The 20,818-nt window shown below is 66.8% G+C and carries 17 protein-coding genes; 11 read left to right on the top strand and 6 right to left on the bottom strand.

Going from position 1 to position 20,818, the window contains the following annotated elements:
• Nucleotides 1-157 precede the first annotated feature (157 nt).
• The 3 genes from Q0P88_RS04500 to Q0P88_RS04490 are packed head-to-tail and all read left to right on the top strand — an operon-like array spanning nt 158 to nt 4,499.
• Nucleotides 158-2,038, top strand: coding sequence for a rhamnan synthesis F family protein (locus Q0P88_RS04500; RefSeq protein ID WP_295011524.1), 1,881 nt, complete (start codon nt 158-160; stop codon nt 2,036-2,038).
• A gap of 5 nt (nt 2,039-2,043) precedes the next feature.
• A complete protein-coding gene (locus tag Q0P88_RS04495) occupies nt 2,044-3,267 on the top strand; it encodes an acyltransferase (RefSeq protein ID WP_295011720.1) in 1,224 nt (407 codons plus the stop codon).
• Complete coding sequence (locus Q0P88_RS04490) at nt 3,264-4,499, top strand: hypothetical protein (protein ID WP_295011522.1); 1,236 nt, start codon at nt 3,264-3,266, stop codon at nt 4,497-4,499. The genes Q0P88_RS04495 and Q0P88_RS04490 overlap by 4 nt, the downstream gene beginning before the upstream one ends.
• A gap of 9 nt (nt 4,500-4,508) precedes the next feature.
• Here the strand turns inward: Q0P88_RS04490 and Q0P88_RS04485 are convergent, their stop codons facing one another.
• On the bottom strand, nt 4,509-6,050 hold the full coding sequence (locus Q0P88_RS04485; RefSeq protein WP_295011520.1) for a DUF2142 domain-containing protein: 1,542 nt from the start codon (nt 6,048-6,050) through the stop codon (nt 4,509-4,511).
• Between the two features lie 97 nt (nt 6,051-6,147).
• The gene (locus tag Q0P88_RS04480) at nt 6,148-8,292 is read right to left on the bottom strand and encodes a hypothetical protein (RefSeq protein WP_295011518.1); all 2,145 of its coding nucleotides are present in this window, start codon (nt 8,290-8,292) and stop codon (nt 6,148-6,150) included.
• 57 nt (nt 8,293-8,349) lie between these two features.
• Between Q0P88_RS04480 and Q0P88_RS04475 the strand changes: the two genes are divergently transcribed.
• The 5 genes from Q0P88_RS04475 to Q0P88_RS04455 all read left to right on the top strand — a co-directional run bounded on the left by Q0P88_RS04475 (nt 8,350) and on the right by Q0P88_RS04455 (nt 13,533).
• Complete coding sequence (locus Q0P88_RS04475; RefSeq protein WP_295011516.1) at nt 8,350-9,279, top strand: glycosyltransferase family A protein; 930 nt, start codon at nt 8,350-8,352, stop codon at nt 9,277-9,279.
• Nucleotides 9,276-11,114 carry a glycosyltransferase gene (locus tag Q0P88_RS04470; protein ID WP_295011514.1) on the top strand — a complete coding sequence of 613 codons (1,839 nt, stop codon included), beginning with the start codon at nt 9,276-9,278 and terminating at the stop codon, nt 11,112-11,114. Before Q0P88_RS04475 ends, Q0P88_RS04470 begins: the two co-directional genes overlap by 4 nt.
• A gap of 67 nt (nt 11,115-11,181) precedes the next feature.
• Nucleotides 11,182-11,919, top strand: coding sequence for a glycosyltransferase family 2 protein (locus Q0P88_RS04465; RefSeq protein WP_295011512.1), 738 nt, complete (start codon nt 11,182-11,184; stop codon nt 11,917-11,919).
• A complete protein-coding gene (locus tag Q0P88_RS04460) occupies nt 11,916-12,314 on the top strand; it encodes a DUF2304 domain-containing protein (RefSeq protein WP_295011510.1) in 399 nt (132 codons plus the stop codon). Before Q0P88_RS04465 ends, Q0P88_RS04460 begins: the two co-directional genes overlap by 4 nt.
• Complete coding sequence (locus tag Q0P88_RS04455) at nt 12,307-13,533, top strand: hypothetical protein (protein WP_295011508.1); 1,227 nt, start codon at nt 12,307-12,309, stop codon at nt 13,531-13,533. Before Q0P88_RS04460 ends, Q0P88_RS04455 begins: the two co-directional genes overlap by 8 nt.
• A gap of 45 nt (nt 13,534-13,578) precedes the next feature.
• Here Q0P88_RS04455 and Q0P88_RS04450 read toward each other — a convergent pair whose 3' ends face one another.
• From Q0P88_RS04450 to Q0P88_RS04435, 4 genes are read right to left on the bottom strand one after another with little or no spacing between them, the layout of a single operon-like run.
• Complete coding sequence (locus Q0P88_RS04450; protein WP_295011506.1) at nt 13,579-14,685, bottom strand: glycosyltransferase family 1 protein; 1,107 nt, start codon at nt 14,683-14,685, stop codon at nt 13,579-13,581.
• On the bottom strand, nt 14,685-15,824 hold the full coding sequence (locus tag Q0P88_RS04445; RefSeq protein WP_295011504.1) for an acyltransferase: 1,140 nt from the start codon (nt 15,822-15,824) through the stop codon (nt 14,685-14,687). The genes Q0P88_RS04450 and Q0P88_RS04445 overlap by 1 nt, the downstream gene beginning before the upstream one ends.
• The gene (locus Q0P88_RS04440; RefSeq protein ID WP_295011502.1) at nt 15,821-16,957 is read right to left on the bottom strand and encodes an NAD(P)-dependent oxidoreductase; all 1,137 of its coding nucleotides are present in this window, start codon (nt 16,955-16,957) and stop codon (nt 15,821-15,823) included. The genes Q0P88_RS04445 and Q0P88_RS04440 overlap by 4 nt, the downstream gene beginning before the upstream one ends.
• A gap of 58 nt (nt 16,958-17,015) precedes the next feature.
• Nucleotides 17,016-17,906, bottom strand: a complete 891-nt coding sequence (locus Q0P88_RS04435; RefSeq protein WP_295011500.1) for a glycosyltransferase family 2 protein — start codon at nt 17,904-17,906, stop codon at nt 17,016-17,018.
• A 183-nt stretch (nt 17,907-18,089) separates the two neighbouring features.
• Here Q0P88_RS04435 and glf point away from each other — a divergent pair, with 183 nt between their 5' ends.
• The 3 genes from glf to Q0P88_RS04420 are packed head-to-tail and all read left to right on the top strand — an operon-like array spanning nt 18,090 to nt 20,813.
• Complete coding sequence (gene glf, locus Q0P88_RS04430; protein WP_295011498.1) at nt 18,090-19,226, top strand: UDP-galactopyranose mutase; 1,137 nt, start codon at nt 18,090-18,092, stop codon at nt 19,224-19,226.
• A gap of 49 nt (nt 19,227-19,275) precedes the next feature.
• Complete coding sequence (locus Q0P88_RS04425) at nt 19,276-20,070, top strand: ABC transporter permease (protein ID WP_295011496.1); 795 nt, start codon at nt 19,276-19,278, stop codon at nt 20,068-20,070.
• On the top strand, nt 20,070-20,813 hold the full coding sequence (locus Q0P88_RS04420) for an ABC transporter ATP-binding protein (protein ID WP_295011494.1): 744 nt from the start codon (nt 20,070-20,072) through the stop codon (nt 20,811-20,813). Before Q0P88_RS04425 ends, Q0P88_RS04420 begins: the two co-directional genes overlap by 1 nt.
• Nucleotides 20,814-20,818 lie beyond the last annotated feature (5 nt).

The raw sequence follows: 20,818 nt of genomic DNA, 5'->3' as shown, positions 1-20,818 counted from the left end.
CCGCGGGCGGAGGGGCACACGGCGTGACGCGAGCCATGGAACGTCCATTCTATCGGCCCGGCGCGAGACCTCACGGCGCCCGGGCCGACGGCGCCTCAGGTGACTTACAGTGCCAGCGGATATACTCGATCGGAATGTCCAGTTCGTGAGGAGACCCGTGAAGCGCATCGCCTTCTACCTGTTCTGGGAAAGAGAAGGGATCGTCGACCGCTACATCCCGTACTGTCTGGACAAGCTCCGCGAGCACGTCGAGCACATCGTCGTCATCTCCAACGGTCCGCTGTCGGAGGACGGGCGCGCAGCGCTCAAGAGCGTGTCCGATGAGGTGTGGGAGCGCGAGAACGTCGGATTCGACGTGTGGGGTTACAAGGAAGCGCTGGAAAAGTTCGGTTTCGACCGCTTGGCCGACTACGACGAGCTGATCCTCTTGAACTACACGTTCTTCGGCCCGGTGTATCCGTTCTCCGAGATGTTCGCGAAGACGGACGAATGGGATGTCGACTTCTGGGGCATCACGGAGCACGCAGAGGTCGCCCCGCACCACTTCGCACAGGGCGGCGTGCTGCCACGGCACATCCAGTCGCACTGGCTGGCGGTCCGGAAGTCATTGCTGGGCTCCGCGGCCTTCCGGCGGTACTGGGAGACGATGCCGATGATCACGAGCTACGAGCAGTCCATCGATCGTCATGAGGCGCGGTTCGCCCAGCACTTCGAGGAACGCGGATTCCGGTGGCGAGTCGTCTATCCGTACACGGATTTTCCCAGTCGCAATCCGGTGCTCGACGATGTGGTCGAGCTCGTGGCCGAGCGCTGTCCGATCGTGAAACGACGCACCTTCTTCCACGATCCGCTCTATCTCTCCGACCACGCCATCATCGGGCGTGACGTGATCAGCGTCCTGGAGCAGAGTTCGGACTATCCCGTCGAGTTGATCTGGGAGAACGTCGCCCGCACCATGGAGCCGCGCGTCGCGGCGACCAACTTCTCGCTCCACCGCATCTTCTCAGATGCGCTGGAGATCGATCAGACCCAGCTCGAGCGCGCGCGAGGAATGCGCGCCCTGGTGGCGATCCACTGCTACTACGAAGACATGATCGACGAGCTCATGGACTACGCGGATCGGCTGCCCTGTGAGAAGCACATCGTGGTGACGACGGACACGAAGGGGAAGCGCACGATCCTCGACGCCGCGCTGGCGGAGCGGGGTGTGGCGTCCTACGAGGTCCGTGTGACGGAATCTAACGCGGGGCGTGATGTGTCCGCGTTCCTGCTCGGCTGCGCGGATCTGCTTCGGGATGATGACTTCGACATCGTCGTGAAGCTGCACTCCAAGCGCTCCCCGCAGGACGGCGCCGTCGTCGGCGGCTGGTTCAAGCGGCATCTCTTCGGCAATCTCCTGCACTCCGAGCATTACGCGGCGAACGTCGTGAATCTCTTCGCCGAGCATCCCGAGATCGGCATGGTGATCCCGCCGGTCATCCACATCGGATTCCCCACGATGGGCCAGGCGTGGTACCACAACAAGCAACCCGCTGCGAAGCTGTGCCGGTCGCTCGGGATCGCCACGCCTTTGGATAAGTCAACACCGGTGGCTGCCTACGGCTCGATGTTCATTGCGCGTCCGCGCGCTCTGCGCACTCTGGTGAACGCGGGCCTGACGTGGTCGGACTTCGAGAACCAGCCGTACGGCGACGGATCGCTGGCACACGTGCTCGAACGCCTCTTTACCTACTCGTCTCTCGGTGCGGGTATGCCCGTCTACACCGTGCAGAGTACGGAACTCGCGTCGATCAACTACCCGTTCCTCGAATACAAGCTCCAGAACTTCAGTCAGGGCCTGCCGGGCACGGTCATGCAGCAGCGTGCGCATCTCGATCGCCTCGAGGCGCCACCCAGCCTGCTCCGCTTCACGAAGAGCATCGTGCGCACCAGATTCCCCGGTGTCGCCCGTATTCTGCACCCGGCGTACGCCGCACTGCGGGCGTCGTACGTCCGCCTGCGCTCGGGCCGTGCAGCGACGAAGCGGAACAACGCGTGAGGGAGATGCGACGCGGTCCGCTGAGCGTCGCTGCAGCCTTCGACCCGCGCGCGAACTCCCTCGATTTCCTGCGCTGGCTGATGGCCTTCCTGGTGATCTTCTCGCACGCCGGGCCCATCGCTGGGTTCTACGGCGGCGAGGATCTCGGCGTTCAGGTCTCGCGTGAGCAGTCCCTGGGAGGCGTCGCCGTCGCCGGCTTCTTCTTCTTCTCCGGCTTCCTCATCACAAAGTCCCGTATGGGCAGGTCCACGATCTGGCGATATTTCTGGCGACGCTGCCTGCGCATCTTCCCCGCGTTCTGGGCGTCGCTCGCGCTGACGGTCCTGGTCTTCGCTCCGATCGCCTGGCGCACCGTGCACGGTACTTTCGACGGATACTGGAACGCCGTCATCGAGTCGCCCAAGACGTACTTCTTCGACAACATGTTCCTGCTGCTCAACCAGCGGAACATCGCCGGCCTCGGTGAGACGGTTCCGTATTTCCAGATTCACGGGGTGAGGGACTGGAACGGTTCCGCGTGGACATTGTCTTATGAGTTCCTCTGCTACATCGTCGTGGGTCTTCTGGGGGTGTTCGGAGCTCTCGCGTCCAAGCGCTTCGCCACCGCCTTCGCGGTCATCGTGATCGGTCTGAACGCACTGCAGTGGTTGGGGGCAGGCAACATCGCGGGGCTGAACCGCGTGTTCGCAGACCCGTTCATCCTGATGTTCTTCGCGCCGTACGCCTTCGGCATGCTCTTCGCCCTACACGGCGACAAGATCCCGATCGATGACCGCGCCGCATTCGGCATGCTCGGGCTGGGGCTGTTCACATACGCCTTCGGTGGCTGGAACGTCGTGGGCCAGTTCGGCTTCCTTTACTTCCTGATGTGGTGCGGCGTGCGGCTGCGTCTCACTCGCTGGGCGAGGTTCGGTGACTTCTCCTACGGGATCTACATCTACGCGTGGCCGCTCATGACGCTCGCAACATACTTCGGTCTGCAGAAGCACGGGTGGTTCATCTATCACCTCACGATCGTGGTCATGGTGCACGTCCTCGCGATCCTCTCCTGGCATTTGATCGAGAAGCCGGCGATGTCGTTGAAGGACTGGACTCCGCGCTGGCTCGCCGCCGTGCTGCACCGGCTGTCTCCGCTGACGATGCGCATCAAACGTGTCATCGTCAACCCCGACTACTCGTCGACGCGGTTCGCCGAATCGCTCCGTGCGCAGAGCGGAGCCCAGTCATGAGCAGCGGCACACCGCTCCATCGCGTGCACGCCGTGGAGCAGGCGAAGCCGGGGTCGCGTGCCCGGCGCATCTGGCAGTTCGTGCCGCTGGCGGTGCTGATGATCATCGTGGTCGTGCTGGCCATCATCGGCGCGAGCACTCGAATTGCGATGCACGAGGCCGCGGAAGGTCAGCAGCGGGCCGTACTGGCCCAGCCCGCGCAGCAGGCGTCGCTGCCCGCAAGCTGCACATCGACAGGATTCCCCGCCCATCCAGCCGATATCTGGACGGGCGCGCGGACGGCCGAGTCGGAGGCGGGGTTCGCCGCCCACCCCGACGCTCAGGGCATGCGTGTCGAAGGGCGCGACGGCTTCGATTTCTGGGGTGACGCGCAGAGCCAGAACATGTCCCAGGCGCTTGGCCGCGCGCCCTGGCTCGATGCCCAGCTCTCCCAGTGGCTGACCTACTTCGACGGACTCGACAAGCAGCTGCGCAAAGACGGACGCAACCTCGTGATCGTCGTCGCTCCCGCGAAGTGGGAGCTATACCGCGATCAGCTTCCCGAATGGGCAGACGGTCTTCAGGGACGTACGCATCTCGAACAGTTCCTCGCGCACTCGGGCCACCTGCCCGTGGTCGACGTGCGCGACGCGATGCAGCAGGCTAAGCAGGACGCCCCGGTCTACTCGGCCGTGAACTCGCATTGGACGCCCTACGGTGCTTACGCCGCCTGGCGTCAGACCGTCTCCTGCGCCTCGGCGCTGTATCCGGGATCGCTGTGGGGGAAGGTCACCGTGCCTGCGGTGACCGGAGTGACGAACTCCGTCGCGCCGAACGAGTTCACGGCCCTCGGAGACTCGTCGACGCCCGAGGACTGGACCACCCCGACGCTGGCGGTTCAGCGGGCGGACGTCCGCTCCACGATCACCGGCGCTGACGGTAACCAGAAGGAAGGCCCGTCGGATGGGTCCGTGGGGCTGCTCGACATGCCGGCGAGCACGACCAATCCCTCGGGGACGGGCCGTGCGCTCATCCTTCGGGACTCGACCGGCGAGGCACTTGCGCCCATCTGGGCGCAGGCATTCCAGGACACCTGCCAGATCCGTCACAATCTTGACTACCCCGACAAGAGCGCGAACAACACACGTCCCGACGTCGTTGCAGAAGCTGAGAAATGCGGCGCCGACACCGTGCTCTACGTGTTCACGGAGCGCTACTTCTCTCAGGCTCCGCCCACGCTTCCCGCCGGCTGAAGAGCTCGATCAGCGGGGCGCCCCGACGAGGGCGACCGTGGCGGGCGCGTGTCGCGTCAATCCGGTCGACGCGAAGTACACCAGCCCGGCGAAGGCCAGCGTGCCGACGATCCAGAAGGTGTTCGGCGACAAGACCATGTCGCGCCACCACCACTGGATGCCGCGGTCGAGATCGAAGCCCGAGTAGCCGGTGCCGGTGAGGTACCGCCGGAAGGTCTTGTAAAGCGCGATGCTGTTCGCCCCGGAGAGGCCGACGATGATGATCCACCGCTGCACCGCGGTCATCGCCATGCTCGATCGTCGGCTGCTCATCAGGATCATCGCGAGGAACAGGATCTGCAGCGGAAGGACGTAGCGAGGCTGGACGAGGACTCCGACCTCCACTCCGTTCTGCACGATGATCACACTCGGCACCATGACCAGTGCGATGCCCGCCAGGATGATGGCGACGTTCGTGCTGGCTTTTCGCGCATGCGACAGACCCCAGAAGGCCACACCGGCGTAGAGCACGAGGGTCGTGAACCAGACCACGGCAGGCAGCGCGACATCTCCCCAGCCCAGTGCCTGCGTACCGAAGTTGCCGACCCAGAGCTTCGGGATGTTCAGCAGGGTGCGAACCAAGTCGGTCACGATGTTGACGTGCGGGGGTCGATCGCCGGCCATCTCACCGCCGAGGGCGGATCCGACTTGATTCGAGCTCAGGTAGAACGCGGCTCCGATCGCCATCGCGACGAGCGGCAGGGCCAATCGCAGCAGGTAGAGTCGGGTCCGCTCGAATGCGACGACCGCGGCCAGCAGCGCGCCGAACGCGACGAACACCGCGGAATCACCGCGAGACCCCGCCCCCATGACGGACGACACGAGAGCCAGACCACCGAGCGCGATGCTCCGTGCCGGCGTCGGCGCGCGGAAGTACCCGACCAGCGAAACCCAGAGCGTTCCGGCCGAGACGATGGCCCATCCGCTCGGGTTGACGCTGGCGACGAGGAAGATGCCCGTAGGGATTCCGGCGAGTAACAGACTCCACAGCATCGCTCTCCGCAATCGCACGTCGACCAGGAGATACACCGAGGTGATGAGCATCACGGCGAGGACGCTGTTGAAGACGCGCATCCACAGCACCGACGTTTGCACGTCGGGGCCGGAGAAGACGCTCATCGTGGCGTAGAAGACGGGCGGATAGAGTCCCGCGAAATTCCCATGTGCCGTGTTCACCATGCCCTGCATGGGAGTGTCGCATTCCCCGCTGTGCTTGGGCCGCGTGGCGTAGCAGGCCGAAGTCCAGGCGACCTCGGCGAGCACGGCCCGCTGGTCGGGCGTCGCTCCGGTCTCGCACAGCCCGCTTCGCTCACCCTGGGCGCACCAGATGCTCGTCATATGGAAGTTGTCGTCCGGGCTGGACCCGACGGGAGAAGCGAAGACCCAGCCCAGCAGCGACAGCAGCGCGAGCGCGGCGACGAGCATGACGCGGAGCGCGGACGCGCGTCCAGATCTCTCCTCCGAACGCACGTCGGGGTTCGGTGAGGAAGGCGAGGCCATCGATGCAGGCATGATTCCCAGTCTATTGCCGAGGCCGAGCGGGCCTTCCGTCACGGCGATGCCCGTCGCGGCGCGGGTGGCGCCATCCGCGAGCGCGCGTGGAGGGACGTCAGCGAGCGGCGACCGCGAGGTCGAGCAGAAGTCGCGCGCGGGCGTCGAAAGAGTCACGGTGGCGCACCAGAGCGCTGACCCTCGCGAGTTCATCGGCGGAGGGGAACAGCGTGTCCAGGTCGTTCGAGAGAAGATCGACGAGCTCAGCGCCGGTACGGAACGTGGGTACCACGCCGTCGAACTCGGCGCTGATCCCTTCGACCTCATCACTGATCACGCGGCCGCCGGCGGCGAGGACGTCGTAGGGGCGGTTGGAGATGAACCCGTGCCGCTGCATCGCCGGCCAGTGATCGTTGAGCACCGCGCCCGCCGTCTCGTAGCGCAGAGGGAGGGCGTCGTTCTCGATACCAGTGGCGGCGATGTGTGATGCCGGGATGTAGCCGCGCCAGTCCGGTCCGTAGACGCGCAGCGGCAGCCCCGCGGCGATCGGCGCGATGACGGCAGGCCGGTGGAGGCCGCGAGCGTTGCCGACGAACACGATGTCGCGATCTCTTTCCGCGCCCGTCGGATGGAAGCGTATCGCGTCTGTGCATTGCAGCAACGGCTCGACCGTGCGTGTGAAGCGCTCCGTCGCAGACGCTGCCCAGGAGCGGGAAGCGGCGAAGACTCGATCGAAGCCCGCGATCTCCTCCAGGGTGATCTCATCGGGGTGGCTGATGATCCACAGCAGCTGCAGACCGGATGCGGTCGGATCGATGCGTCGGGGCCCCCGAAGGACGAGCGAGACATCGTCGAGCGCGGAGCTGATCCGATGCGTCGCGGGGTGAGCGTCGACGGCGGCGAACTGCCCGAGCCTTTCGAGCGCCGCCGCCAGCGCCCGCGCGAAGTGCGTTTCGCCCCAATTCTCGCCGCGAGGACCTGCGGGGGCGGCCGTCTTGATCGCCCAGCGCAGCCGGGGGACCGTCGTGCCGTCGTGAAGTGCGAACGTGCTCCGTGTGCGGCCGAGCACGGGTCCGTTCACGGACCAACGATCGACGGCGAGGCCACGCCCGAGCGGGGGGACGGGCGTGTCCGGATGATCGGGTGCGGAAACGGCCTCGGGGTTCGGCGCCCGCGTGATCGCCGTCGCGTGCAGCAGGACGCGCGGCGCGGTGTCGTCGCCGACCCGTCGGGCGAGAACCGGGGCGTGCAGGATCGCCGAGGGGCATGTCTCCCCGAACATGCGTGCGTCCTCGGCGGGAAGACCCTTCAAGAACGCGAAAGCCGCTTCGTCGTGCACGACGTAGCCCGCGGACGCTATCGTTCCGTCCGCGGCGAGGACCAAGGGCGCCACGGGCCCGTGGCGGGCCGCGACGCGCAGCGCGCTCAGAGCGTCCGCATCGACATCGGTCTCCGGCTCGCGCACGATCAGAATCTCGCCGGTGGCAGGCTCCCCGGGCACCGAGCTGGCCAGGCCGACCCGGGGGTCGGAGAGAGCGAGCAGACGGGCGGCGACCAGGAGGTCCCCGCTCGACTTCTCGGGCGCATGGAGCAGCACGCGCAGGGTGTCTGCCTCGGGTTCGGCCAGAAGTGAGCAGAGCTGAGCGAGGCTGCGACCGTCGGCATCGTCAGGTCCGAGGCGGAGCACGATCAGGCAGGGCTCCCGACGGTCGTCCGAGAGGAGCGCGGCGTCCCCCGGAACCGCTGGGCGCGGAGGAACGATGTCGACCGCGCCGGCCGATCGGCGCAGATCGACCGCGTCCAGGGAGCGTCCCGAGCGCATTCGCAGTCGAGCACCCCCGAGAGCGCTCCGCCACGCGTGCCCCACCGGGCCGCCGTTGGCGGTCGCGGCGGCTGCGTGCGTCGCGGCGTACTCCGCGGCGTTCCAGGCCGGAGTCGTGTCGATGCGGGACGCGTCGGCGACGAGGTACGCGTAGAGCGCGGGAACACGTCCCGCGTCGGGAAGCTGCGCCGAGACGTACTGTTCGAGGAACAGCGGATTGACCGCCATGCCGTATCGGAATCCGCCTCGGACATACGCCCGGACCGCGCGGCGCAGACCGATGCGCCGGGCGGGATACTGGGCGCGGACGAAGTCGACGTCGACGATTCCGGAGCGGCGGATCGTGTGCGCCCACCAGATCCTGTCGACGGCGCGCAACGCGTCTCCGACCACCGGATGGGCCCGGGATCGGCGCCACAGCGCCCTCAGCATGCTCAGCACGTTCAGATTCTATGTGGGTGATAGCCTCGAACGGTCGGTGAGCAGGAGGGACACGTCGTGGTCACGAAACCCTCGGAAGAGGTCGCGCAGATCGCGTCGGAGGCCCGAATCGGCATCGTCCTGCGCACCAAGGATCGGCCGACGATGCTCACCCGCGCGCTCGAAGACATCCTCGCTCAGCGGTTCGACTCGTGGGTCGCGGTCGTCGTCAACGATGGCGGTGACGCGGACGCGGTCGACGAGGTCGTCGAACGGTTCCACGACCGAGCGCGAGGCCGCATCAGCACGATCCATCACCCGAACGGGCTCGGGCGTTCCGCCGCGGCCAACGCGGGTGTTCACGGTGTCACGACCGACTACGTGGTGCTGCATGACGATGACGACCTCTGGGATCCCGGGTTCTTGGAGGCGACGGCGGCGTGGCTCGATGCGCATCCTGGCGACGGCGGGGTGGTCGCCCGTACCGAGATCGTCTACGAGCGGGAGACGACGAACGGATTCGAGGAGACGGGGAGGGTGCCGTTCTGGCCCACCCTTCGTAGCATCAGCTACGCGGAGCTCCTCCAGGTGAACAGGTTCGTGCCCATCGCCTATCTATATCGGCGACGACTGCACGACGAGGTCGGGGACTACCGCGAGGATATCCATGCGGCCGAGGACTGGGAGTTCAATCTGAGGGTCGCCGCGCGGTATCCGATCGGATTCCTCGGCGACAAGGTGCGCGCGTACTGGATGCAGCGTCCCACGGCGGTCGGGGCGCTGGGGAACAGCATGTTCGTCCTGGGTGATGACCACGATTTCTACGACCGGATGGTCAGGGATCAAGCCCTGCGTTCCTACGTCGCGGGGCACGGCGACGGCCTGCCTCTCTTCCTCGCCCGCTATGTGCAGGACGAGGTGGCTCGGCAGCTCGATGAACGGCGCACGGTCGGTCAGCGGCTCGTGGACGTCCTGCGACGGCGTCGCCAGGCAAGGCGGATGCGTTGACGAGCTCCGGGGACAGCGGTGAGTGGCGGGTCGTCCAAAGAGTTGTCCTTCCCGACGCGCACGTGCCGCCGGGGACGCAGGAGCTCTACGTCGCGCTCCAGGGCGCGGGCGAGATCCTCTCGCGGACCGCGCTGAGGCTCGAGGCGGGAACGCATGCGTCGTTCGCCACGTACTTCGGCGCTGTTCCGAGGGTGGCCTGGCAGGGATCGGGGATCGACCGGCTGCGCCTCGCGGGTACGGTCGACGGATCCGTCCGGATCCGCGTTCTTGGAACCGATGCGGCCGGGTCCGTGCACGAGATCGCCGATTCCATCGCCGTCGGCGGGTTCACCACGACGGTGCTGCTCGACGACCGCTCGGCAGGGTGGCTCTGGTTCGTCGTGGACGCGGAGCGAACGGCGACGATCAGCGAGATGACGTGGGCTGCACCGGCTCCGGCACGAGAGCCCGCGATGGCGTCGATTGCGATCACGACCTTCAACCGAGCGGACGACTGTGTCGCCCTGATCGCGCGCCTGGCCGACGAGACTGTCGTGCAGGAGCGGATCCTGCAGGTCGTCGTCGCCGATCAAGGGAACCATCGGATCCATGCCCATCCCGACTTCGCGGCGGCCGCGGCGCCTTGGGGGGATCGGCTGGTGGTCATCGAGCAGGACAACCTCGGCGGCTCGGGGGGCTTCAGTCGCGGGATGCTGAAGGCGCTGTCCACGGAGGCCAGTCATGTCCTCATCCTGGACGACGACGTCGTCCTCGAGCCCGAGTCGCTGTCGCGGATGCTCACGCGGGCGGAGTACGCCCAGGATGAGCCCTTGATCGGCGCGCACATGCTGCGCTTGACCGAGCCCACGCGTGTGCACTCCTGGGGTGAGCGTGTGGAACGCCGGAGATTCTGGTGGGAGCCTGTGAGCCCCGCGCTCGCGGGGCTCGATGTCTCCGAGGCGCGTCCAGACCGGGCACCGGTCCTGAGCGAGCCGAGTCATGTCGACTTCAACGGGTGGTGGATGTGTCTGATTCCCCTGTCCGTCGTGCGTGCCCTCGGAGCGTCTTTGCCGCTGTTCATCAAGTGGGACGACGCCGAGTACGCACTGCGGGCTGCACGGAGCGGACACCCTACGCTGACGCTCCCCGGCGCCGCCCTGTGGCACGTGCCGTGGACCGTCAAGGACGACGGGCTCGACTGGCAGGCCTATTACCAGCTCCACAATCGGCTTGTCGCCGCTCTGATCCACTCACCGTACCGACGGGGAGGGGCACTGCTGCGCGACATCGTGGCGTTGGACGTCAATCACGTGCTCTGCGCGCAATACGGATCCGCGGCGGTCCGTCGCCGCGCTGTTCGCGACGTCCTCGAGGGGCCCGATCATCTCATCGCGAAGTTCCGCTCCACGCCCGGCGTCGTCCGCACCGTGCTCGCGGAAGAGGAGCAGACACAGATCGCTGCGACAGACCTGTCCGTGGATGTGCGCGCGGTGCGCCCCGTCGCTCCTCGCGGCTCGGCGGCCACTATCGGACGCCTGATCAGGGTGGTCGCGCACCAGTTCCGTCCTGTGCGCTCCGTTTCGCCGTCTGCAGTGACGGGCCTGCGCCGCGAGGACGGCAAGTGGTGGTCTCTCGGGCTGACCGATAGGACCTTTCTTCATGCGGCGGCGAGTGGGAGCGGTTTCCTCCTTCAGCGCGATCGTCGGCGCGCGCTCCATCATCTTCTCGGCGCGATGCGGTCGGCCGTCGTTCTGTGGTGGCGGTGGCCGGCGCTCGCGCGCGAATACCGCGCGCAGGCCTCCGCGCTCTCCGACGCCGAGACCTGGTCGTCGCTGTTCGCGCCTCGGGAGGCCTAGACGTCGTCGCCGTTGCGGAATCGCCTCGTCCGGTCGGGGACCGACGCGCAGATAGACTGAGGGCATTATGACGCAGACTGCCGACACCGTGCTGGTGATCGTGCCGGCCTGGAACGAAGAGCGCAACGTCGGCAACACCGTGCGCGAGATTCTCACTGCCGGAAAAGACTTCCATGTCGCCGTGGTCGACGACGGCTCGGTCGATGCGACCTCGCAGGTCGCTCGTGAAGCCGGAGCCACTGTCCTGACCCTGCCCTTCAATCTCGGGGTGGGCGGTGCGATGCGCACGGGCTTCACCTACGCGCAGCGCAATGGCTACCGCAGGGTGATCCAGGTCGACGCCGATGGTCAGCACAACCCTGCGGACATCGAGCGCGTGGTCGCGGGGCTCGAGAACGCGGACATCTCGATCGGTGCCCGGTTCAGCGACGTCGGAGACTACAAGGTGCGCGGGCCGCGTCGCTGGGCCATGGTGGTCCTCGCTGCGATCGTTTCGCGGGTGGCCCGCACCACGCTCACCGATGTGACGAGCGGCTTCCGTGCCGCGAACGCCCGAGCCATCGACCAGTACGTCAAGTACTACCCGGCGGAGTATCTCGGCGACACCCTCGACTCGCTGGTCGTCGCCTGCCACGCAGGATTGCGTGTGACCCAGGTCCCCGTCGCGATGAGGCCCCGTGCGCATGGCACCCCGAGCCAGGGGGCATTCGGATCGACCGTCTATCTCGCGCGCTCGGTGCTCGCGTTGGGACTGGCGCTGCTCCGGCGCCCCCGCACCCCTCGCCGCACGGAGGAGAGCGCATGATCGCCCTCACCGGCGTCGCCCTCGCCGTCGTGATGCTCGCCGTGGTCACCGCGCTTCTGCTCACCCGGCGGCTGCGCGAGAAGTACGCTGCGCTGTGGATCATCATCGGCATCGGGATCCTGATCCTCGGGCTGTTCCCCGGCCTGCTCTCGGGGCTGACCGCCGCGTTCGGCGTCGCTCTGCCCGCGAACCTCCTCTTCGCGATGGCAATCCTGCTGCTGCTGGGCGTCGCCCTGCATCTCTCCTGGGAGCTCTCGCAGGCCGAGGACGAGATTCGTCGCGCGGCGGAGGAGCTCGCGATCCTGCGCGCGGATTACGACGGCCTTGCGCGCCGCGTCCGGAGTCTCGAATCCGGGTGCCCCTCGCGGGATGGCGAGCCGCCTCGTCATGACTGAGCGGTCACGCTCAGGCCAGGGGCTGCGGACGATCCTGCTGGCTACTGTGCTGGCGGGTGGAATCGGATACGCGATCCAGGCGCTGGTGCCGCCGCTGCTGACGAGATCGTCGTATCTCACCTTCACGACCTTCTGGTCGGCGACCTACCTCGTCGTCTCCTGCTTGGCCGGGGTGCAGCAGGAACTCACTCGCGCGTCGCACTCCGGTTCGACCGGTGATGGATACCGCACATGGAGATCGTTCACCGCTGTCGTCGCCGTCATCGCCGCGGCAATCGTTCTCGTCGTGTTCCTCATCCTCGGGCCTCGTATCTTCTCCACGGACGCCGTTGCTCTTGTCCTCGCTCTCGCCGTCGCCACGTTCGGATACTGCCTCGTCGCCGCGGTGAGCGGCGCGCTCTACGGAGTGCGCGACTGGCGGGGTGTGGGCGGGATGACCATCGCCGACTCGCTTCTACGGGCGGGGACGATCGGGGTCGCCCTGCTGCTCGGCGCGAGCCCGGTGCTGATGGGCTGGGCGATCGCCGTTCCGTTCCTGATCGCCGTCATCGTGATCTGGGCGTGGCGGGGACGGGATGTCGCCGCTCACCTCAGCCTGGATGTTGGCCGAGGCCAGCTCTTCCGGAACACTTCGGCAACCTTGGTGGCGTCGCTGGCCACGGGGGCGCTGATCAGCGGTCTGCCGCTTCTTCTCCGCGCGTTCGCTCCGGACGCCAGCGAGGGCTGGCTCGCCTCGCTGATCCTCGTGATCTCCCTCACTCGAGCACCCCTGGTCGTCCCTCTCATCGCCCTCCAGGGCTATCTGCTCGTACAGTTCCGGGACAGCAGGAATCACGTGGCCGTCGTGCTGCGCTGGGTCGGAGCTCTTCTCGCTCTCATCGCCGTCCTTGGGGCGCTGGCGTGGTGGCTCGGCCCCCTTCTGCTGAACGCGTTCTATCCGCGTTTCGAGGCACTTCCCGGCGGTGTCTTCTCTGCGATCGTGGCGAGTGCCGGTCTCACGGGCGTTCTCTGTATCACCGGGCCCGCCTTGCTCGCGGCGGGGCGGCACCGCTGGTATGTGGCCGGCTGGGTGCTCAGCGCGATGGTCACCGTGGCGGCGCTGAGTACTCCCGGTGAGCCGAGCGTCCGGATCCTCGTCGCACTCGTGGCAGCCCCGATCGCGGGTGCGGTCATGCATGCCGTGGGTCTGGCGCGCACGCGCGCCGTCGCGGCGATCTGAGCGCTCGCGCAAGAGTGCTCCGTCGGAACCCGACCGGAGCGACGGTCAGACGCGCGCAGGCGGTAACAGGGCGGACTCGAACACGGCTCTCGTCTCGCGAGCCGTCCTCTCCCAGGTGAATGTCGCGGCCTGCGCGAACCCGGCTTGCACCATCTCGGCGACGAGGGCGGGATCCGTGCTGATCCGTCCGATCAGCGCAGCCAGGGCCCGGTCGTCCGACGGCGGGAAGAAGCGCGCGGCGGATCCGCCGACGTACCGGTGCACCTCGATGTCGCTGAGCAGGGTCGGTATCCCCGCGGCCATCGCCTCGAGCGTGGGCAGGGAGAAGCCCTCGGCGAAAGAGGGGATGGCGAGGGCCGTCGCCGTCGAGTAGAGGTGGGCAACCTCCGCGTCATCGACCCACCCTCGCAGCTCAACGGCGTCGCCCACGCCATACTCCTCCACCTGCGCCGCCAGCGGATCGACTCCCCGCCCGCCCGTGATGACGATCCTTGGCCTCTCCGAGGCAGGAAGGAGCGCGGCGGCGCGGATCAGCGCACCCCAGTTCTTGTGGGGGCGTCGGTTGCCCATCGCGAGGATGAGCGGGCCTTCGCTGCCCGCCAGCGAACGATCGACGTCGAGAGGGGCGTGTCCGGCGAGGGGGATGACGTCGACATGGTCGGGCGCGACGCCCAGGTACTTGACCAGCTCGTTCTTTGAGGTCGGACTGATTGTCACGATCCTCGTGGCGTTTCTCGCCGTCTGCCTCTCCATCCACCGCACGGGGGCACTGTAGAGCGGAGTCGTCATCAGCTCGGGGTGGCTCCAATAGAGCATGTCGTGCATCGTCACGACTGCCGGCATCCTCGTTCGCCGCGGCCCGAGCGTCGCTGGCGAGTGCACCAGATCCGCTCGTTCGCGGTTCGCCGCGCGGGAGACCTGCGTCAGCTCTCCCCACGCCCAGATGAAGCGGTTCTCCCCGCTGATACCCGACTCGATGATCCGACCGGGGAACCAGGAAAGGTCGAGCTCCGCACCCTCGCGGGAGACGAAACCGAGATACTCCCAATCGTCTCCGAGCGCGCCCAGGGCGCGGTAGAGCTCGCGCGTGTACGTCTCCATACCGCCTTTGGTGCCGGTGTAGGAGAGAAGATCGACGAGGACGCGAGGCATTACGAGTGACCAATGCTCTCGGCACGACGCTCGGGGAGCGGCGTGCCGTGGGTGGATGAGGCGAGTACCGGGCGGGGCGAAACTCCACGGACGCGGGCCATGACCCGCCGCTCGACGAGAACCCAGCTCAGCCAGGCCAGGACGAAGGTCACTGCCATTGCGACCAGATCGTAGCCGATGAGGCCGAGAGCCCCCGCGCCGACGCCGAGCCCGACGAGGGCGAGCAGCTGCTGTACGGGCCAGGCGTAGATGTAGAACCCGTAACTGACATCGTTGCGCGCGATCCATGCGGGCTGCGGGATGACGGTGGAGAGCCAGAGAAGCCCGTAGGCGATGAACGGCGAGGCGATCTGTCCGCCCCACCCGGGAATGGCGAGGCAGAGGGTGGCGGCCACAACCAGCGCCCCGATCCCGATCCATCCGTTCACCCCCCAGCGGTCCACGAGGAAGTAGACGACCGCTCCGCCGAGGAAGAAGGGGGCGAGCTTGAGGAACAGCAGAAAGCTCGCATCGAGGCCGAGGCGCATGACGATCGGCTCCAGCGCGTGCGCGGCCGTGATCAGTAGGAAGCCGACGGCCGTGAGGATCGCGTTCCGGCGGAACCAGGCCAGTGCGCCCAGCACCCAGACGAGCACGTAGCAGAGGAACTCGTAATAGAGCGTCCAGAGCGAGCCGTTCCAGACCGAGGGGTAGGGGACGGAGCTGAGAGAGCGGCCGATGCCGTACTGATTCACGAAGAGCGTGATGTTGCTCCAGATGAACTCGAAGGGCGTGACCGGGGTGGAGAGGTAGCCGCGGAGCGAGTGGTACTGGATCAGGAGTGCCAGCGGTGCGAAGACGGCGGCGGTGACGACCAGGCACACGAGGAAGGCGGGGAAGATCCGCGCGACACGGTGCACGAGATAGTCGCCAGGGGTGCTCCGCAGTCGTGAGCGGGTGATGAGGAAGCCGCTGAGGACGAAGAATCCCGCGACAGCCCATCCGCCGATGTTCTCGCCGTGCAGCCGGGGGCCGACGCCATTGCCCGTCGTGTAGAAGGAGTGCGCGATGAGCACCAGGATTGCCAGCACGAGCCGGAACATGTTCAGGCTGTTGGTGCGATAGGGAAAGGCGCGTCCCGTCAGCGCGCGCCGGATCACTTGAGCAGCTTCCGCTGCGCCATCTCCTGGAGCGAGCGCTCGTATCCGTCCGCCTCGATCGGCTCCGACAGGACCCACTCCGCGAATCGTCGCACGCCGTCCTCGAAGGCGACGGCCGGCGTGTATCCGAGCACTTCGCGCAAGGCGGTGACATCCGCCACGTTGTGGCGGATGTCACCCACGCGGTAGTTCCCGGAGACATGCGTGGGGACGGTGGTCCCGTAGGCGGCGAACAGAGCGGCGACGACCTCGTTCACCGAGGTCGCGACCCCGGATCCGACGTTGAAGATTCCGCCGGCGGCCGCGGGTGCGGTTGCCGCGAGGAACGTCGCCTCGACGACGTCATCGATGTAGACGAAGTCCCTGCTCTCCTCGCCGTCCTCGAAGATGTTGATGTCCTTGCCCTGACGGATCAGGGTGGAGAAGATCGACAGGATTCCGGTGTACGGGTTCTTCAGCGACTGCCCGGGGCCGTACACGTTCTGGTAGCGCACGGAGACGGGCTCGACGTCGATCGTCGGCGCGACCGTCATGATGAGCGACTCTTGCATCTGCTTGGTGATTCCGTAGACCGAAGAGGGATGTACGAGCGCGGTCTCGTCAGTGGGGACCAGACGCAGCGGCCCTTCACCAGGAACGTGCACTTCGAAGTCGCCGTTGGACAAATCGGCGTCGTCACGATGGGACGGGTAGACCCGCCGTCCGTCCTGGGTCTCATAGGTGCCCTCACCGTAGATCGAGCGCGACGAGGCGATGACGATCCTGCGTACCGTGTGCTCCTCGTTGGTAAGGATGTCGAGGAGCTTCGCGGTCCCGCCCACGTTGGCGTCGACGTACCGGTCGATCTCGTACATTGATTGGCCCGTGCCGGTCTCGGCGGCGAGATGGATGACGATCGTCGCGCCTTCGAGAGCGCGGCGGAGGTCATCCTTGGAGGCGACCGTGCCGACGACGACCTCGGCGACGCCGTCGAGGGAGCGCAACAGCGGCGAGGTCGTGGAAGGGTCCTCGCCGTGCACCTGCGGGATGAGCGCGTCGAGCGCGGTGACGACGTGGCCGTCCGCGGCGAAGCGTGCTGCCAGGCGGGTGCCGATGAAACCCGCTCCTCCTGTGATCAGGACGTGTTCGGGCATGGGTCTTCTCCTCGGCGTTCGGGCGATCCTCGACGGCGTTTGACGCAGCGGCGAGGCCTCAACCTGCGAATATGTGCGCCAGCGTCGATTTTAGCGCAGCGCCATTCCCGTGCCGGATGACACCGGGCACCTCGGTCAGCGCATGCATTCTCGACATCAGGCGAGCCGCGGCGACCCGTGCGGTCTTCCGCCATCCCTTGGACAGTGCCAGGCCGCGAGCGGCGCGGTAATAGACGCGCTCGTCGTGGAAGCGGCGGCCGTCGAGGATGGTCTTCTGCGATGCGCTCGATCCATGCCTTCGGTATGAGAAGGCGACCTCCGAGGTGTAGGCGAGAGAACCGCCGTCGAACGCGATGTCCATCAGGAGCGCGAGGTCCTGGATGATCGGGAGCCCCTCGCGGAAATCTATCCGCTTCAGGGTGTCCGTCCGAAACGTCAAGGACGGCCAGTACAGCCAATCCCCTCGAATGAGGCTGGTGGCCATATCGGGCCCTGTGAGAACGACCGTGCGTCCGTGTGTGCGCGGCGCGAGCAGCCTCTGCTTGACACGGTCTACGAGAGGTGTGATGACGGCGCCATGCTCGTCGATCACCTGCACACCCGGCTGGACCACGTCGGCCTGCGGAGCCTCGGAGATCACGCGCAGCACGACGTCGACGTAGTTGGGGTGCATCAGGTCATCGCAGCCGAGGATCGTGACGTAATCGGAGCTGGCCCGCCGAATCGCCGCGCGGTAGTTCTCGGTGATGCCGAGATTGGTGTCGTTGCGGACATAGGTGATCCGCTCGTCCTCCAGCTCGGCGAAGCGCGCGGGAATCGTCTCGTCGGGGTAGCAGTCGTCGATCACCGTCAGCCGCCAGTCGGAATTGCGCTGGGCGCGCACCGAATGGACCGCCTCGAAGAGGAGGTCGGGATCACCCCAAAAGGGACAGAAGATTTCGAGCGTCAACAGGATTCCTTCGACTTTCGCCGCCCGGATCCACAGGCGGAGGGAGACGGAACCATGCTACCGGCGCGGGTCTGCGGACGGCGCGCCGGATGCAGCGAACGTCGAGTCACAGCCTTTAGTCTGGGACTGTTTTGCGGCCATCGTCGATGCACGCGAAGCGAACCGTGCAGAAGGGCTTCACCCATGGATCTCCTCATCGTCGGGTCGGGCTTCTTCGGCCTGACCATCGCAGAGCGCGCCGCCGCGGCGGGCCGCAAGGTCACCGTGATCGACCGTCGCCACCACATCGGCGGCAACGCCTACAGCGAGGACGAGCCCGTGACGGGCATCGAGGTGCATCGCTACGGCGCACACCTGTTCCACACCTCCAACCCGACCGTGTGGGAGTACGTCAACCGGTTCACGACGTTCACGAACTACGTGCACCGGGTCTACTCCACGCACAAGGGCGAGGTGTACCCGCTGCCGATCAACCTCGGCACGATCAACCAGTTCTTCCGCTCCGCCTACACGCCGGACGAGGCGCGGGCGCTCATCGCCGGGCAGGCGGGGGAGTTCGACGCGCACGAGGCGAAGAACCTCGAGGAGCGGGGCATCGCCCTCATCGGCCGCCCGCTTTTCGAGGCCTTCATCCGCGACTACACGGCGAAGCAGTGGCAGACGGACGCACGCGAGCTCCCCGCGTCGATTATCAGCCGCCTCCCCGTGCGCTACACCTACGACAACCGCTACTTCAACGACACGTGGGAGGGGCTGCCGACCGATGGTTACACCGCGTGGCTCGAGCGCATGGCGGACCATCCGAACATCGACGTGAAGCTGAACGCCGACTTCTTCGACGAGTCCCAGCCGCTGAACAAGAAGGCGACGGTCGGCCAGCTGCCGATCGTGTACACCGGTCCCGTGGACCGCTACTTCGACTACGCCGAGGGGGAGCTGGGGTGGCGCACGATCGACCTCGAGCAGGAGGTCCTCGACGTGGGCGACTTCCAGGGCACGAGCGTCATGAACTACCCGGACGCGGACGTCCCCTACACGCGGATCCATGAGTTCCGTCATTTCCACCCGGAGCGTGCAGACCGTTATCCCACCGACAAGACCGTGATCATGCGGGAGTTCTCGCGATTCGCGGAGCGGGGCGACGAGCCCTACTACCCGGTGAACACCGCAGCGGACCGCGACGGTCTGCTGGCCTACCGCGAGCTCGGGAAGGGCGAGAGGGACGTGTTCTTCGGCGGGCGCCTCGGCACCTACCAGTACCTCGACATGCACATGGCGATCGGATCCGCGCTGTCCCTGTGGAACAACCAGCTCGCGTGAGCCGCCACCGTCGCGCGATGCGCTCAGGCGGTGTCAGTAGGATCGACCTGTGACGGTGACCGAGGTACGTGGGGGAGGGATATCCCGCCGCTACCTTCATTCGCTGTGGTTGCTGAGCGCGCGCGATCTGCGGGTGCGGTACGCGACCAGCGTCCTCGGCTACCTGTGGTCGGTGCTCGACCCGCTGGTGATGAGCGGGATCTACTGGTTCGTGTTCACGCAGGTGTTCCATCGGGGCGCCGTGGGGGAGCAGCCCTACATCGTTTTCCTCATCACCGCTCTGCTGCCCTGGGTGTGGTTCAACACGTCGGTGGGGGAGTTCACCCGGGCGTTCAAGAAGGACGCGCGGCTGATCCGATCGACCGCGATCCCGCGCTCGATCTGGGTCGTCCGCGTGATCCTCACCAAGGGGCTCGAGTTCGTCTTCGCGATCCCTGTCCTCGTGCTGTTCGCGGTCTTCGCCGGCGCGAAGGTGAACTGGTCGCTCCTGCTCTTCCCCGTGGCGATGATCTGGCAGACGCTTCTGCTCGTCGGCCTCGGTCTGCTGGTCGCGCCGCTGTGCGTGCTCTGGGCGGATCTGGAGCGCACGACGGCCCTCGTCCTACGTGCGCTCTTCTACGTCTCGCCGATCATCTACGGCTTCAAGGATCTGCCCGGACCGCTGCACTTCGTCGGCGCGCTGAACCCGCTCTCGGGGATCTTCACGCTCTACCGGGTCGGGCTGTTCCCCGGGCAATGGCATACCGAGCCCGTGCTCATCGGGGCGATCGTCACGCTCGTCTTCCTGGCGCTCGGCCTGTTCACCTTCCGCTCGCTCGAGCGCGATGTCCTGAAGGAGCTGTGATGGCCACAGCAGAGAGCGCGGCCATCGAGGTGGACGGGCTGGGCGTGCGCTTCCGGCTCGGGCGTCGCGGCCGCCGCAGCTTCAAGGACCTCTTCGCGGGAGCCAAGCGCCGCAATCGGCCCGGGGAGTTCTGGGCCCTGCGCGACGTCTCCTTCACGGTGCGCCGGGGCGAGGCGATCGGCGTGGTCGGGCGCAACGGGCAGGGCAAGTCGACGCTGCTCAAACTCGTCGCCGGCGTGCTCCTGCCGGACGAGGGCCACGTGCGGGTGCACGGGGGAGTGGCGCCCCTCATCGAGCTGACCGGAGGCTTCGTCGGAGATCTGACGGTGCGCGAGAACGTCCGTCTGACGGCGGGGCTGCACGGCATGAGCCGGGCCGAGGTCGCGCAGCGCTACGACGGGATGATCGCCTTCGCCGAGCTCGAGAAGTTCCAGGACACCCCGTACAAGCATCTCTCGAACGGCATGAAGGTGCGTCTTGCCTTCTCCGTCGTCTCGCAGCTCGAGGAGCCGATCCTGCTCGTCGACGAGGTGCTCGCGGTGGGCGACAAGGCGTTCCGCGACAAGTGCTATCGCCGCATCGACGAGCTGCTCGCCGAGGGGCGGACGCTGTTCTTCGTCTCGCACAACGAGAAGGATCTGCGTCGCTTCTGCACGCGCGGTCTCTACCTCGACAAGGGCGGCCTTGTGCTCGATGCCTCGATCGACGAGGTGCTGGACCGCTACAACGCCGAGAACTCCTGACCGGG

The organism is uncultured Microbacterium sp. (genome assembly GCF_945952435.1).
Taxonomy (GTDB): Bacteria; Actinomycetota; Actinomycetes; order Actinomycetales; family Microbacteriaceae; genus Microbacterium.
Note: the sequence above shows the minus strand (reverse complement) of the source record. Positions and strands in the feature narration are given on the sequence as shown.

Excerpts from the sequence above, each read along its gene's own strand:
- Q0P88_RS04495 (WP_295011720.1), top strand. The coding sequence starts at position 2,044 with ATGCGACGCGGTCCGCTGAGCGTCGCTGCAGCCTTCGACCCGCGCGCG.
- Q0P88_RS04490 (WP_295011522.1), top strand. The coding sequence starts at position 3,264 with ATGAGCAGCGGCACACCGCTCCATCGCGTGCACGCCGTGGAGCAGGCG.
- Q0P88_RS04485 (WP_295011520.1), bottom strand. The coding sequence starts at position 6,050 with ATGCCTGCATCGATGGCCTCGCCTTCCTCACCGAACCCCGACGTGCGT.
- Q0P88_RS04465 (WP_295011512.1), top strand. The coding sequence starts at position 11,182 with ATGACGCAGACTGCCGACACCGTGCTGGTGATCGTGCCGGCCTGGAAC.
- Q0P88_RS04460 (WP_295011510.1), top strand. The coding sequence starts at position 11,916 with ATGATCGCCCTCACCGGCGTCGCCCTCGCCGTCGTGATGCTCGCCGTG.
- Q0P88_RS04455 (WP_295011508.1), top strand. The coding sequence starts at position 12,307 with ATGACTGAGCGGTCACGCTCAGGCCAGGGGCTGCGGACGATCCTGCTG.
- Q0P88_RS04450 (WP_295011506.1), bottom strand. The coding sequence starts at position 14,685 with ATGCCTCGCGTCCTCGTCGATCTTCTCTCCTACACCGGCACCAAAGGC.
- Q0P88_RS04440 (WP_295011502.1), bottom strand. The coding sequence starts at position 16,957 with ATGCCCGAACACGTCCTGATCACAGGAGGAGCGGGTTTCATCGGCACC.
- glf (WP_295011498.1), top strand. The coding sequence starts at position 18,090 with ATGGATCTCCTCATCGTCGGGTCGGGCTTCTTCGGCCTGACCATCGCA.
- Q0P88_RS04420 (WP_295011494.1), top strand. The coding sequence starts at position 20,070 with ATGGCCACAGCAGAGAGCGCGGCCATCGAGGTGGACGGGCTGGGCGTG.